This window comes from Streptomyces capillispiralis (genome assembly GCF_007829875.1).
Taxonomy (GTDB): domain Bacteria; phylum Actinomycetota; class Actinomycetes; order Streptomycetales; family Streptomycetaceae; genus Streptomyces; species Streptomyces capillispiralis.
Genome location: NZ_VIWV01000001.1, coordinates 5,142,348 through 5,157,219, shown reverse-complemented (window position 1 = coordinate 5,157,219; position 14,872 = coordinate 5,142,348). Strand labels below are relative to the sequence as shown.

The following is a 14,872-nucleotide window of genomic DNA, read 5'->3' as shown; positions in this document are numbered from 1 at the left end:
CAGCTTGTGCACCTGGAGGTACCTGCCGTGTCCTTGTCCGCCGTCCTGTCGGCCGCCGACCCGTCGCCGACACCCACGGAGTCCGGGACACCCCGGGTGCCCTCGCTGCAGGACGCCCAGGAGAGCGCCACCAACGCCGCCGGCTGGGTGGAGGAGAACTGGTCGACGTGGCTCGCGATCGGGCTGCGGGTCCTGCTGATCCTGGTGATAGCGATGGTGCTGCGCGTCGTGGTGCGGCGGGCGATCACCAAGCTGGTCGACCGGATGTCCCGCACCGGTCAGGCGGTGGACGGCACCGGGCTCGGCGGCCTGCTGGTCAACGCCGAGCGGCGCCGCCAGCGCTCGCAGGCGATCGGCTCGGTGCTGCGCTCGGTGGCGTCGTTCGTGATCCTGGGCACCGCCGCGCTGATGGTCCTCGGCACCTTCCAGATCAACCTGGCGCCGCTGCTGGCGTCGGCCGGTGTCGCCGGTGTGGCGATCGGCTTCGGCGCGCGCAACCTGGTGACGGACTTCCTCTCCGGCGTGTTCATGATCCTGGAGGACCAGTACGGCGTCGGCGACACCGTCGACGCGGGCGTGGCCTCCGGCGAGGTGATCGAGGTCGGGCTGCGGGTGACCAAGCTGCGCGGTGACAACGGCGAGATCTGGTACGTCCGCAACGGCGAGGTCAAGCGGATCGGCAACCTCTCCCAGGGCTGGGCGACCGCCCACGTCGACGTCACGGTCCGTTACGACGAGGACCTGGACCGGGTGAAGGCCACGCTGGTCGAGGTCGCCGAGAAGATGGGCAAGGAGGAGCCCTGGAACGAGCTCCTGTGGAGCCCCATTGAGGTGCTCGGTCTGGACTCGGTGCTGCTGGACTCGATGGTGGTCCGCGTCTCCGCGAAGACCATGCCCGGCAAGTCGCTCACCGTGGAGCGGGAGCTGCGCTGGCGCGTCAAGCGCGCCTTCGACGCCCGGGGCATCCGCATCGTCGGCGGTGCCACGGCCGCGGAGGCCACGGAGGCCGCCGACCCGACGGCGGGCGTCGCGCCCCCGTCCGTGTACTCCAGCTCCATCTCCCCGCAGTCGGCGGCGGCTTCCCCCCTGCCCCCGCCGAGCACCACGAAGTAGCCACCGGCGCACCCCGCCGGCCGAAGAGGGCGGCACCCGGAACTCCCGGGTGCCGCCCTCTCCCGTCCCGGCCTACTCCCGTTCCGGCCCTCTTCCGCCCCGGCCCTCTTCCGTCCCCGCCCTCTCCCGTCCCCCTCCTCCACCCTCCCCACCGGCCCTCTTGACGCTCCCTCCGCGCCGGGCTTACGTTCCCCCCATCCAACAGGAAACTTTCCTAACAGAACCTCCGGTCGGCGCCCGGCCCGGGATGGACGCCCCGCACCGGCCGCTGAGAAGCTGGGCAGCCGACGAAGGGCAGGTGTCGCACCCGATGGCAGGAACCGCCGGTACGCCGGGCACCCCGCGGGTGCTGCGCGCCATGAACGACCGCACCGCCCTGGACCTCCTGCTGGAGCACGGCCCGCTGTCGCGCACCCGCATCGGCAAGCTCACCGGCCTGTCCAAGCCGACCGCCTCCCAGCTGCTGGCCCGCCTGGAAGCGGCCGGACTGGTCCTCGCCACCGGCACCACCGAGGGCCGCCCGGGCCCCAACGCCCAGCTGTACGAGGTCAACCCGGCCGCCGCGTACGCCGCCGGGCTCGACGTCACGCCGCAGCGGATCCGCGCCGCCGTCGCCGACGTCACCGGCCGCACGGTCGGCCACCACGAACTGCCCGCCCCCGGCCGCCGCTCCGCCGCCCCCGTCGTCCAGCAGGTCACCGACGCCCTGGACGGCGCGGTGAAGGCGGCGGGACTGTCCCGCGCCGACATCCACCGCCTGGTCATCGGGACACCGGGCGCCTTCGACCCGCACACCGGCCGGCTGCGCTACGCCTCCCACCTGCCCGGCTGGCACTCCCCCACGCTGCTCGGCGAACTCGCCGCCGCGCTGCCGATGCCGTTCGAGTACGAGAACGACGTCAATCTGGTCGCCCTCGCCGAGCAGCGCCTCGGCGCGGCCCGGAACCACACCGACTTCGTCCTGCTGTGGAACCAGGAGGGCCTGGGCGCCGCCCTGGTGCTCGGCGGCCGGCTGCACCGGGGCTGGACCGGCGGCGCCGGCGAGGTCGGCTTCCTGCCGGTGCCGGGCGCGCCCCTGGTCCGCCAGGTCACCAGGGCCAACAGCGGCGGCTACCAGGAGCTGGCCGGCTCCCAGGCCGTCCCGGTGCTGGCGCGCGAGCTCGGCATCGAGGACATCCCGCGCGGCCCGTACCCGGAGGTGGCCGCCGCCCTCATCGAGCGGGCCGCGGCGGCCCCGGACGACGACGAGCCCCACCACCGCCTGCTGCGCGCCTACGCCACCCGCCTGGCCACCGGTCTGGCCTCCCTGGTCTCCGTCCTCGACCCCGAACTCGTCGTGCTCAGCGGCACCGGCCTCACCGCCGGCGGCGAGGTGCTGCGCGCGCTGGTCCAGGCCGAACTGGAGGAACTGGCCGCCCCCCGCCCCCGCCTCGTCGTGGGCGACGTCCGCGAGCACCCCGTACTGCGCGGCGCACTGGAGAGCGCGCTGGCGGCCACCCGTGACGAGGTCTTCGACACCACCCGCTAGTGGTACGGGTCATGACCCGTGACCCTCTTCCTCTTCCTCGTCCTCTTCCTCGCCCAGAAGGCGTTCGCCGAGGGTGTCACCCTCACCGGAGCAAAGGGATGACTATGAAACTCACCGTGGTCGGCGGAGGGTCGACCTACACCCCCGAACTCATCGACGGCTTCGCCCGTCTGAGGGACACGCTCCCGCTCACCGAGCTGGTCCTCACCGACCCGGCGACGGACCGGCTGGAGCTGATCGGCGCCCTGTCCCGCCGCATCTTCACCCGCCTGGGCCACCCGGGCACCATCACCACCACCACCGACCTGGACGCGGCGGTCGACGGCGCGGACGCGGTCCTCCTCCAGCTCCGCGTCGGCGGCCAGGCCGCCCGCCTGAACGACGAGACGTGGCCCCTGGACTGCGGCTGCGTCGGCCAGGAGACGACCGGCGCGGGCGGTCTGGCCAAGGCGCTGCGCACGGTCCCGGTCGTCCTGGACATCGCCGACCGGGTCCGCCGCGCCAGCCCCGACGCGTGGATCATCGACTTCACCAACCCCGTCGGCATCGTCACCCGGGCCCTGCTCCAGGCGGGCCACAAGGCACTGGGCCTGTGCAACGTGGCGATCGGCCTCCAGCGCAAGTTCGCGGCGCTCCTGGGCTCCGACCCCACCGACATCCACCTGGACCACGTGGGCCTGAACCACCTCACCTGGGAGACGGCGGTCCGCCGGGGAGGCCCGGACGGCGAGGACGTCCTCCCCCACCTCCTGGCCGCCCACGGCGACACGATCGCCGCCGACCTGCACCTCCCCCGCCCCCTCCTGGACCACCTGGGCGTCGTCCCGTCCTACTACCTGCGCTACTTCTACGCGCACGACACCGTCGTACGGGAACAGCGCACCAAGCCCTCCCGCGCCGCCGAGGTGGCCGACATGGAACGCCGCCTCCTGGCCCTCTACGCCGACCCGGCCCTCGCCGAGAAACCGGCCCTGCTGTCCCAACGGGGCGGCGCCTACTACTCCGAGGCGGCCGTCGACCTGGCGGCGGCCCTGCTCCGCGGCGCCGGCTCCCCCCACCAGGTCGTCAACACGTACAACAAGGGCACCCTGCCCTTCCTCCCCGACGACGCGGTCATCGAGGTCCAGGCGACCGTGGGCCCCAAGGGCGCGACCCCGCTCCCCGTGGCCCCCGTCGACCCGCTCTTCGCCGGCCTGATGGCCAACGTCACCGCGTACGAGGACCTGGCCCTGGAAGCGGCCCTGCACGGCACCCGGGACCGCGTCCTCCGCGCCCTCCTCGCGCATCCCCTGATCGCCCAGTACGAGTACGCCGAGCACCTCACCGACGCCCTCGTCGCACACAACCGGGAGCACCTCACGTGGGCCTGACCGCGGGCGTCCTGGCCATCGACGCCGGCAACAGCAAGACCGACGTGGCGGTCATCGCGCACGACGGCACGGTCCTGGCCACGGCCAGGGGCGGCGGTTTCCGCCCGCCCGCCGTGGGCCTGGAGGCGGCGATGAGCACCCTCACGGCCACCGTCACCCGGGCCCTCGCCGCCGCCGGCACCCCCACCGTCGCCCATGTCTCGGCCTGCCTGGCCAACGCCGACCTCCCCGTCGAGGAGGACCGGCTCACCGAGGCACTGAGCACCCGCGCCTGGGGTGCAACCACCCGGGTCCGCAACGACACGTTCGCCGTCCTGCGCGCCGGCGTCACCGAACCCCGGGGCGTGGCCGTCGTCTGCGGCGCCGGCATCAACTGCGTCGGCATGCGCCCGGACGGCCGCACGGCCCGTTTCCCGGCGCTGGGGCGCATCTCCGGCGACTGGGGCGGGGGCTGGCACCTGGCCGAGGAGGCCCTGTGGCACGCCGCCCGTGCCCAGGACGGCCGCGGCCCGGCCACCGCCCTGGCCCACACCCTCCCGGCCCACTTCGGCCTGACCGGCATGCCGGCCCTCATCGAGGCCCTGCACCTCGAACAGGTGCCCCCGCACCGCCGTCACGAGATGACCCCGGTCCTCTTCACCACCGCCGCCGACGGCGACGGGGTGGCCCGGGCGATCGTCGACCGCCAGGCCGAGGAGATCGTCACGATGGTGACGGTCGCACTGACCCGCCTGGACCTCCTCGGGGAGGAGACCCCCGTCCTGCTGGGCGGCAGCGTACTGGCGGCCGAACACCCCCTGCTCACCCACCGGATCCACGCCCTCCTCGCCGAACGGGCCCCCAAGGCGGCCCCCCGGACCGTCACCACCGCCCCCGTCCTGGGAGCGGCCCTCCTGGGCCTGGACGACATAGCGGCCCCCGTGGAGTCCCACGAGCGGCTGCGCGGGCAGTACGAGCGGTGAGCCGGGGGCGGGTCGGGCAGGTCGCGCAACCCGGCACCACCGGGGTGCCGCCGCACCCACCCCCGCCCCGGCCCCGCCCCACCCCCCACCCGTGGGCGCCGCGCGCACCCCCACCCCGCCGAACCCCGTACCGCAGGCATGCGCGGGAACCGAACAGACGGCCCGGGCGTGTTCGTGGGCAGGGGGTGGTGCGGCCCGGCACGTCCCGCCGAAATACCCGGCCATCACGCCGCAATCGGATCAAGATCGTGCCAAGGCCGGTGCAGATGTCAGCCACGGCGGCAATACTTGCCGCGAAGGATGACCACGGGGGAGGTCACATGACACACACACCGGGCACCACGGCCCCACCGGGCACCGCCACGCCCACCCTCCCCCCGCAACCCACCCGCACCGGTGCAGGCCCCGGCACCGGCACGACCCCACCCCCACCGCCCCCACCCCCACGCCGCACCGCGTTCGCCGAGGGCGCCACCCGCCTCCGCGAGGCCGCCACCACGGAACCCGGCCGCCTCCGCGTCATCGGCGCGCTCCTCGCCGCCCTCGTCGTCGCCTTCGGCGCCCTGACCGCCTGGCAGATGACCGACAGGGCCGCCGCCGCGGACGACGTCCTCACCAGCAGCCAGCCCCTCAGCTCGGACGCCGCCGACATCTACCGCTCCCTCGCGGACGCCAACACCGCCGCGTCCAGCGGCTTCCTCGCCGGCGGTCAGGAGACCGCCGCGTCCAGGGACCGCTACGAGAAGGACATCCGCACCGCCGCCGCCAAACTCGTCAACGCCGCGGCCAACTCCGCCCCCGACTCCCCGTCCGCGGCGACCATCACCGAACTCAACCGCCTCCTGCCCGAGTACAAGGGCCTGGTGGAACGCGCCCGCACCTACAACCGCCAGGGCTTCCCCGTGGGCGGCGCCTACCTGCGGTACGCGAACGAGAAGATGCAGAAGGAGATGCTCCCGGCCGCGGAGGACCTCTACACCAAGGAGAACCAGCGCCTGCGCTCCGACTACGCGGACGCGACCCCCTACCCCTGGCCCGCCCTCGCCCTCGGCGTCCTCACCCTGGCCGCGCTCGCCTGGGCCCAGCGCCGCACCTACCTGCGCACCAACCGGGTGTTCAACCACGGCCTGGTCGCGGCCACCGCGGCGGCGACGGTGGTGCTGCTCTGGCTGACCGTCGGCCACACCCTGGCCCGCTCGAACCTCGACGACTCCTACGACCACGGTGTCCGCTCGCTCAACGTGCTGCACGACGCCCGCATCGCCTCCCTGAAGGCCCGGGGCAACGAGAATCTGACCCTGGTGGCCCGGGGCGCCGAGACGACGAAGGTCGGCGACGAGACCTTCGACGCCTACGACCACGACTTCGACCGCGACATGGACTCGCTCGCCGAGGGCCTGACCCGCGCGGCGGACCTGGCGGACGACGACAGCGGCGCACGCCCCGTCACCTCGGCGCTGGGCAACATGACGGAGTGGAAGAAGCGTCACGAGGCCGCCCGCGAGGAGGACGAGAACGGCAACTACCACCAGGCGCTGGCCATGGTGATCGGACCCGAGGGCGCGACCGGCGAGTGCTTCGACAACGTGGACGCGAACCTGGCCACCGCGCTGGCGCACGAGGAGAGGGAGTTCCAGCAGGCCGCGGGTGACGGCCGGGACGCGCTGGCGGGCCTGCCGCTGGGCGCGGCCGTCCTCGCCGTACTGGGCGCGGCAGGCGCCGTACTGGGCATCGGCCGCAGGCTGTCGGAGTACCGGTGAAGAGGCGCGCGCCACTGCCGAAGGGGGCCCCGAGGATGACCGCACCACACCGCCCGCACCCGCACCCGCACCCGCGACAGTCATGGCTACGGGCGGCCCGTCACCTGCGGGCCCGCCTCAGGGGCTGGGGCGGCGTGGGCGCGATGGCCACCGCCTGCGCGGTGGCACTGGTCCTCGCCCTGCTCCTGACCTGCACCACCTCCCCCTCCCCCACCGCCACGCGGCCGGCCGGCCAGTCCCTGTCCCCCGCCGCGCAGACGGAAGCACAGGCGGACGAGGAGTGCACCGCCCCGGAGAAGCAGACCCTGCCCCCCTCCGACGCCGACGGTCCCACGATCGAGGCGATCAAGAGCCGTGAGGGCGAGAAGCGCAAGCTGATCGTCGGGGTGGACCAGAACAGCTACCGCTGGGGCTACCGCAACCCCAACAGCGGTGAGAGCGGCACGCTGGAGGGCTTCGACATCGACCTGGTGCACCGTATCGCCGAGGACATACTCGGCGACCCCAACGCGGTCCAGTTCAAGGCGATCCCGACCGACCAGCGCATCCCGGCGATCGAGGACGGCCGGGTCGACATGGTGGTCCGCACGATGACGATCAACTGCGCGCGCGTCCAGGACGTGGCGTTCTCCGCACCGTACTTCAGGACCGGCCAGCAGGTCCTGGCCCCGAAGTCCTCCCCGGTCGAGGGGTACGACGAGACCCTCGCGGACCGGAGGATCTGCACGGCGGCGGGCTCGACGGCGTACGCGCGGCTGGCCGAGGACAAGGAGACGGGCCGTCTCCCGGAGTCCGCCGACCTCCGCACCACCGTCCCCAACCAGCTGGACTGCCTGGTGCGGCTGCAACTGGGCGAGGTGGACGCGGTGGTCACCGACGGCGCGCTCGCGGCCAGCCAGGCCGCGCAGGATCCGACGGTGCAGCTCAAGGGCGAGGCGTTCACGACCGAGTACTACGGCGTGGCGATGAGGAAGGACGCGGACGACCTGGTCCGCCGGGTCAACCGGATCCTGGTGGACTTCCGCGAGGACACCGCCGACGGCTGGCAGGCCTCGTACACGCGGTGGCTGTCGGCCACCCTGGGGGACGACCCCTCCAGGTCGGAGCCACCGGCCCCGGAGTACCTCCGCAAGAGCTGATCCCCGACCGCCCCACCCCCACCGGGGCAGACAAGGCACCCACCCCCGAGACCGACAACACCCACCCCCAACCCCAGCGAGAGGTGATCGATGGCCGACACGGATCCCACCGGGCCGGTGATGGACCGGGACGAGGTGGACCGTGCGCTGGCGCGGCTCGGCGCGGAGCACGAGGCGATCGAGACCTCGCTCCTCGCCCTGCAGGACCACGCGGGCCGAAGACTCCTGGAGGGCGCGCGGCTCACCGGTGTCACCGAGGAGCGGTGGACGGCCACGGAGGCGTCGATCACGCTGCTGTGGACCTATTTCGACGCCTACACCGACGCGTTGCGCACCGCCCGGACCGTCCGGTCCCGCCGCCGCTGGTCCAGCCGTGAGGACCTGGCCGAGCTGACGGAGCTGCTGCGCGGCGAGCCGGTGACGGTGGCCGGCAGCGCGTCGGCGGCCGCGTCCGCGTCCACGGCCGCGACGGCGAACGCGCCGACGCTCCACGCCACGCCCGGCAGGCTCAGCGAACGCTATTCGCTCGCCGCGCTCGTCGACCGGATGAACGAACTGTACGCGTCGTCGCTGGACATGGTGGTCGCCGCGGACGCGGTGTGGTCCGCGCTGCCCGCGCGGATCGATTTACTCGCGGCCGAGCTCCAGCGCACCAGCAGGCTCGCGCACTCGGTCGGCGTGCGCCCGGGCGAGCACCCGGCGGGCGACGACCTGGAGCGGATCACCCGCACACTGACCAGGCTGCGGGAGCAGGTGGTGTCCGACCCGCTGGCGTTCTGGAGGCCCGCGGAGGGCAGTTCGGCACCGGGCGGCGGGCGCCCCGACACGACGGTCTACGACCGTGAGGCGCGCGCGCTGGAGGACGTACGCCGGGAGATCGACGCGGTGCTGACGGTCCGTCAGGACGCCGAGAAACGCATCGTCAGGCTGCGGGACGTGCTGTCCCGGGCCGACCGCACCCTCGCCGAGGCCCGCACCGCACGCGGTGAGGTGCTGGCGAAGATCGCGGCGACGGAGGTCCCGGTGGTCAGCGGGCCGCCGACGGTGCTGCAGGAGCAGTTGTCGACGGCCGCCGAGTACCGCAGGCACGCGCAGTGGCACCGTCTGTCCCCGCTCCTGGAGTCCCTGGAGCAGAAGGCGGAGGACGAACTGCTGCGCGCCCGCGAGTCGTTGAGCGCGGTCACCGCGCCGCTGGCGGTCCGTGCCGAGCTGCGCGGCCGGCTGGACGCGTACAAGGCGAAGACGGCCCGGCACGGCCTCGCGGAGGATCCCGAGCTGGTGGAGCGGTACGAGAAGGCGCGCCGGATGCTGTGGAGCGCGCCCTGTGACCTGCGCGCCGCCGAACAGGCGGTGCTGCGCTACCAGCACGCGGCCGTCGAACTGCTCGGCGGCGCACCGCGGGTGCCGGGACAGGGCGTGGCCGACGACCGCAGGGGGCCCGGCGCATGAGCGACGAGGGGGAGGCAGCATCATGAACGGACCGGGCCCCCAGGGCACCGACCCGGCACGGCGCACCTGTCAGCGCCCCGACTGCGACGGCACGTACGAGGACGTCGGCGGCGGCGAGCTGTACTGCGACACCTGCGGCCTCGCACCGGTCGTGTCGCCGACCGGCGTGGTCTCCTCGCCCCCGACCGGCATCACGGTGGGCGGCCGCGGCTCGCGGGGCTCGGGCAGCGCCGGCTCGCACGGCTCCCGCTCCAGCGGCCGCAGTGCGCGCACCTCGTCGCAGTCGTCGAAGTCCCGCCGCTCGGTCTCCGGACGGCTCTCGCGGGCGCTGTCGGGCCGGTCCACGGGCCGCTCGGTGTCGGTGCGCAGCTCCGGCGCGGCCGCCGGTTCCTCCGGCCGGGGCCGGCTGGGGGCCGGACTGGTCGAGGTGCCGCCGATCCCGCGCCCCGATCCGCGCGCGATGGTGCTGGAGCGTCCCGAGGTGCCCGAGCGGAAGCGGTTCTGCTCGCGTTCGGACTGCGGGGCGCAGGTGGGCCGGGCCCGCGGCGGCCGGCCGGGGCGCACGGAGGGCTTCTGCACCAAGTGCGGTCACCCGTACTCGTTCGTCCCGAAGCTGCGGACCGGGGACGTCGTGCACGGCCAGTACGAGGTGGTCGGCTGTCTGGCGCACGGCGGGCTGGGCTGGATCTACCTCGCCGTGGACCGGGCGGTGTCGGACCGCTGGGTGGTCCTCAAGGGCCTGCTGGACACCGGCGACCAGGACGCGATGGCGGCGGCGATCTCCGAACGCCGCTTCCTGGCGGAGATCGAGCACGCCAACATCGTGCGGATCTACAACTTCGTGGAGCACCTGGACCAGCGCACCGGCTCCCTCGACGGCTACATCGTCATGGAGTACCTCGGCGGCAAGTCCCTGAAGGAGATCGCCAACGGCCGCCGCACCCCGGAGGGCAGGCGCGATCCGCTGCCGGTGGAGCAGGCGTGCGCGTACGGGGTCGAGGCGCTGGAGGCGCTCGGTCATCTGCACAGCCGCAACCTGCTGTACTGCGACTTCAAGGTCGACAACGCGATCCAGACCGAGGACCAGCTGAAGCTGATCGACATGGGCGCGGTGCGCCGGACGGACGACGAGGAGTCGGCCATCTACGGCACGGTCGGCTACCAGGCGCCCGAGGTCGCCGAGGTGGGCCCCTCGGTGGCGTCCGACCTGTACACGGTGGCCCGGACGCTGGCCGTCCTCACGTTCGACTTCCAGGGCTACACGAACGTCTACGTGGACTCCCTGCCCGACCCGGACTCCATCGAGGTGTTCCGGCAGTACGAGTCCTTCTACCGGCTGCTGGTGCGGGCCACGGACCCGGACCCGGGGCGCAGGTTCGCCTCCGCGCAGGAGATGGCCGAGCAGCTGACGGGTGTGCTGCGCGAGGTCGTCTCCCTCCAGTCGGGCCGGGCCCGTCCCGCGCTGTCCACCCTGTTCGGCCCGGAACTGCGGGTGACGGACACGGAGTTGTTCCCGCCGCTGCACGGTGACGTCTCCCGCCTGGGCACCCGCGCCCTGCGTCCCCGGAAGGGAGCGCGGGGCGCGTCGCCGGCCGCCGCAGGCTCCCCCGCCGCCCCTCCCGTCCCGGCGGCCGCCGCCGCGCTCGTCAGGCCCGTCGACTGCGCCGCCGCCGCGCTCGCGCTGCCCGTGCCGCGCGTCGACCCCGCCGACCCCAACGCCGGTTTCCTCGCCGGTCTGCTGACGTCCGCGCCCGGTGAGCTGATCAACGCGCTGGCCGCCGCGCCCGCCCCGTCGGCCGAGACCCGGCTGCGCGAGATCCGCGCCCGGCTGGAGACCGGTGACCTGTCCACCGCGCTGGAGGCGCTGGGCGCGCTGGAGGCGCGGGACCCCGACGACTGGCGGGTGGTCTGGTACCGGGGCCTGGCGGGGCTGGTCACCGGGGACCACGAGGGCGCCGCGCTCGCCTTCGACGCGATCTACGACGCCTTCCCCGGCGAGGTCGCGCCGAAGCTGGCGCTCGGTCTGTGCGCGGAGGTGCTGGGTCAGTTGGACAACGCCGCCGAGTACTACCGCCTGGTGTGGTCGGCCGACCCGAGCCATGTGAGCGCGGCGTTCGGGCTGGCCCGGGTCCACCTCGCGGCGGGGGACCGGCGCGGCGCCGTGCGGACGCTGGAGTCGGTGCCGGAGTCCTCCATCCACTACACGGCCGCCCGGGTGGCGGCGGTCAGGGCGCGGCTGCGCGGGCGGTCCGCGGCCGCCGCCGGCGTACCGTTCCTGGACGACCTGGCCGCGGCCGCGGGGCAGGTGGAGGCCCTCCGGGCGTACGGTCTGGATCCGGCGCGCCGGGAGCTGTTGTCGGCCGAAGTCCTCGGCTGCGGCCTGGACTGGGTACTCTCCGAGGGCCAGGGTTCCGCCCCGCACGCCGCCGGGGGACGGACGCTGCTCGGCAGCGGCCTGGACGAACGGGGTCTGCGCTTCGGCCTGGAGCGTACGTACCGCACGCTGGCCCGGCTGGCGCCGAGCGGCGAGGAGAGGATCGACCTGGTGGAACGTGCCAATCGTTACCGCCCCCGGACGTGGGTGTAGTTGATGTCGCAGATGCCCCAGCAGGCCGCTCTGTCGAAGTGCCCGAGCTGCGAGGAGCCCCTCGAGTCGGGTGATCGTTTCTGCGGTGCGTGCGGATACGACCTGTCGGTGGTTCCCGCGCGGCCGACGGACGAGCCGACGATCGTGATGAACGGCTCGGTGCCGCATCAGGGTTCGGCCGGCCCTGCCCCCGCCGGGCCCCCGCCGCCGCCCGCCGCACCGTCCTGGCCCACGCCCGGCCGGGACGACACGACCACCGCGCCTCCGGCCCCGGGCACCCCCGTACCGCCGCCCCCTCAGCCCCAAGGCGCCCCCGTACCGCCGCCCTCCCCCCAGGGCGCCCCGGTGCCTCCGCCTCCGCCGCCGCCGGCGGCGCCCCCCGCTCCGTCGTCCGGTGTGCGGTTCGACCGTCGGGCGCAGCCGGGCGCGCCCGCGGAGGAACCCGCCCCCTCCTCCCCCGCCCAGCGGCCCGGCGGTGTCCACCAGCCCGCGCAGCCCGACGAGTACCCGCTCCAGGCGCCGGACCCGCGCGTGGCCGCCGAGCCCGCGCGGGCCGCCGGCGGCACGGCGGTGTGCGTGGCCTGCCGCGCGGGCCGGGTGGACGACGACGGCTACTGCGAGAACTGCGGCCACGCCCAGCCGCGCGAACGGGACCACATGGAACAGGAATGCGGCCCCGTGGCCGCGGTCAGCGACCGCGGTCTGCGCCACCACCGCAACGAGGACGCCTTCACCGTCACCACCACGGCGCTGCCCGACGGCTCCCCCGCCTCCGTGGCGATCGTGTGCGACGGCGTCTCCTCCGCGACCCGCCCCGACGAGGCGTCCCTGGCCGCCTCCCGCGCGGCGAGCGAGTCGCTGCTCGCCGCGCTGCCGCACGGCACCCACCCGCAGCAGGCGATGCACGACGCGATCATCGCCGCCGCCGAAGCGGTCAACGCGCTGGCCGACGAGCCCGCCGCGGCCCGCGAGCACGCCCCGCACCAGAACGCCCCGGCGTGCACGATCGTCGGCGCGGTGGTGACGGCGGGCCTGCTGATCGTCGGCTGGGTCGGCGACAGCCGCGCCTACTGGATCCCGGTCGACCGCTCCGCCCCGGCGGCCCGGCTCACCGAGGACGACTCCTGGGCCGCGCAGATGGTCGCCGCGGGCCTGATGGGCGAGGCCGAGGCGTACGCCGACCAGCGCGCCCACGCCATCACCGGCTGGCTCGGCGCCGACGCCTACGACCTGGAACCGCACACCGCGGCCTTCAAGCCGGACCGGCCCGGAGTGGTCGTGGTCTGCACGGACGGCCTGTGGAACTACGCGGAATCGGCCGACGAGATGGCCGAGGCCGTGCCCGTCGACGCCGCCGCGCGCCCGCTGCACGCCGCCCGGGTCCTGGTCGGTCACGCCCTCGACGGCGGGGGCCACGACAACGTAACAGTGGCCCTCGTGCCGTTCCCGGCCGTCCCGCAGGGGGCAGGATCGGCCTGAGGCCGCGTACGGGACGCCCCTCCGGGGGAAGCCTCAACGGACCGGAGGGGACCGGTCCGTCATCCGTCGTCGCCCCGCGCCGTCGGGGCTCCAAGGGGGATCGACACAGGCATGGCCAATTTCTCGAAATCGAACGTGCCGCAGTTCTCGGTGGACGTCTACCAGAACGAGTTCCTGCCGGAGGGCGGCCGCGAGGTCAACGCCATCGTCACGGTGACGGCGACCGGCGGCGGCACCATCGGCAGCACGGTGACCGCACCCTACCTCTACTCGCCCGGTGAGGGGCCGTCGGCGGCCGTGGTCCTCATGGTCGACTGCTCGGGCTCGATGGACTACCCGCCGGCCAAGATGCGCAACGCCCGCGACGCGACGGCCGCCGCCATCGACGCGCTGCGCGACGGCGTGCACTTCGCGGTGGTCGGCGGCACGCACCTGGCCAGGGAGGTGTACCCGGGTGGCGGCGCCCTCGCGGTCGCCGACGCGGACACCCGCGAACGGGCCCGGCAGGCGTTGCGCGGGCTGAGCGCGGGCGGGGGCACCGCGATCGGCACCTGGCTGCGGCTGGCCGACCGGCTGCTGGCGTCGGCGGACGTGGCGATCCGGCACGGCATCCTGCTCACCGACGGCCGCAACGAGCACGAGTCGCCGGAGGACCTGAAGGCGGCCCTGGACGCCTGCGCCGGGCGTTTCACCTGCGACGCCCGCGGGGTGGGCACCGACTGGGACGTGAAAGAAGTCACAGCCGTCGCCTCCGCCCTCCTCGGCTCCGCCGACATCGTCGCCGACCCGGCGGGCCTCGCCGACGACTTCACGCGGATGATGGAGACGGCGATGGGCAAGGAGGTCGCGGACGTCTCGCTGCGGCTGTGGACCCCGGTCGGTACGACGGTGAGGTTCGTCAAGCAGGTCGCGCCGACCGTCGAGGAGCTGACCGGCCGCCGCGTCGAGGCGGGCCCGCGCGCGGGCGACTATCCCCTGGGTTCCTGGGGGGACGAGTCCCGTGACTACCACGTCTGCGTGGAGGTTCCGCCCGCCGGCATCGGCCGGGAGATGCTGGCGGCCCGGCTGTCGCTGGTCATCCCGCAGCCCGGGGGCAGTGCGCGGAACCTCGGCGCGCAGGGTCTGGTCCGGGCCGTGTGGACGGACGACATGGCCGCCTCGACGTCGATCAACCCCCAAGTCGCCCACTACACGGGGCAAGCGGAACTGGCCCAAGTCATCCAACAGGGTCTCGATCTGCGTAAAGAAGGCGATACCGACGGAGCAACGGCCAAACTGGGCCGCGCCGTTCAGCTCGCGAGCGCGTCCGGCAACGCGGATACTGCGAAACTGCTTGCGAAGGTGGTGGACGTGGTCGATGCCGCGGCGGGTACTGTGCGACTGAAGGCGAAGGTGGAGGAGGCCGACGAGATGACGCTCGAGACCCGGTCCACCAAGACCGTTCGTGTGAAGAAGTGACCCGGAAATGAACGAGCCCGGCCCTTC

At 74.0% G+C, this 14,872-nt stretch carries 10 protein-coding genes; all 10 read left to right on the top strand.

Going from position 1 to position 14,872, the window contains the following annotated elements; genetic code table 11:
- The first annotated feature begins 27 nt into the window (after positions 1 to 27).
- Positions 28 to 1,113: a mechanosensitive ion channel family protein gene (locus FHX78_RS22425; protein ID WP_145869212.1), complete on the top strand. Its 1,086-nt coding sequence runs from the start codon at positions 28 to 30 to the stop codon at positions 1,111 to 1,113.
- Between the two features lie 310 nt (positions 1,114 to 1,423).
- Positions 1,424 to 2,641: an ROK family transcriptional regulator gene (locus tag FHX78_RS22420; RefSeq protein WP_145869211.1), complete on the top strand. Its 1,218-nt coding sequence runs from the start codon at positions 1,424 to 1,426 to the stop codon at positions 2,639 to 2,641.
- A gap of 104 nt (positions 2,642 to 2,745) precedes the next feature.
- Positions 2,746 to 4,011 carry a 6-phospho-beta-glucosidase gene (locus tag FHX78_RS22415; RefSeq protein WP_145869210.1) on the top strand — a complete coding sequence of 422 codons (1,266 nt, stop codon included), beginning with the start codon at positions 2,746 to 2,748 and terminating at the stop codon, positions 4,009 to 4,011.
- Positions 4,002 to 4,973 carry an N-acetylglucosamine kinase gene (locus FHX78_RS22410; RefSeq protein ID WP_145869209.1) on the top strand — a complete coding sequence of 324 codons (972 nt, stop codon included), beginning with the start codon at positions 4,002 to 4,004 and terminating at the stop codon, positions 4,971 to 4,973. The genes FHX78_RS22415 and FHX78_RS22410 overlap by 10 nt, the downstream gene beginning before the upstream one ends.
- Positions 4,974 to 5,293: 320 nt before the next feature.
- Complete coding sequence (locus FHX78_RS22405; RefSeq protein WP_145869208.1) at positions 5,294 to 6,733, top strand: hypothetical protein; 1,440 nt, start codon at positions 5,294 to 5,296, stop codon at positions 6,731 to 6,733.
- A 35-nt stretch (positions 6,734 to 6,768) separates the two neighbouring features.
- Entirely contained in the window at positions 6,769 to 7,872 is a 1,104-nt protein-coding gene (locus FHX78_RS22400) for a glutamate ABC transporter substrate-binding protein (protein WP_189908614.1), read from the top strand.
- 90 nt (positions 7,873 to 7,962) lie between these two features.
- Positions 7,963 to 9,321 carry a hypothetical protein gene (locus tag FHX78_RS22395; protein WP_145869207.1) on the top strand — a complete coding sequence of 453 codons (1,359 nt, stop codon included), beginning with the start codon at positions 7,963 to 7,965 and terminating at the stop codon, positions 9,319 to 9,321.
- A gap of 22 nt (positions 9,322 to 9,343) precedes the next feature.
- Entirely contained in the window at positions 9,344 to 11,908 is a 2,565-nt protein-coding gene (locus tag FHX78_RS22390; RefSeq protein WP_145869206.1) for a serine/threonine-protein kinase, read from the top strand.
- A 3-nt stretch (positions 11,909 to 11,911) separates the two neighbouring features.
- Positions 11,912 to 13,387, top strand: a complete 1,476-nt coding sequence (locus FHX78_RS22385; protein ID WP_145869205.1) for a PP2C family protein-serine/threonine phosphatase — start codon at positions 11,912 to 11,914, stop codon at positions 13,385 to 13,387.
- Between the two features lie 111 nt (positions 13,388 to 13,498).
- Complete coding sequence (locus FHX78_RS22380; RefSeq protein ID WP_145869204.1) at positions 13,499 to 14,845, top strand: vWA domain-containing protein; 1,347 nt, start codon at positions 13,499 to 13,501, stop codon at positions 14,843 to 14,845.
- The last annotated feature ends 27 nt before the right edge of the window (positions 14,846 to 14,872 follow it).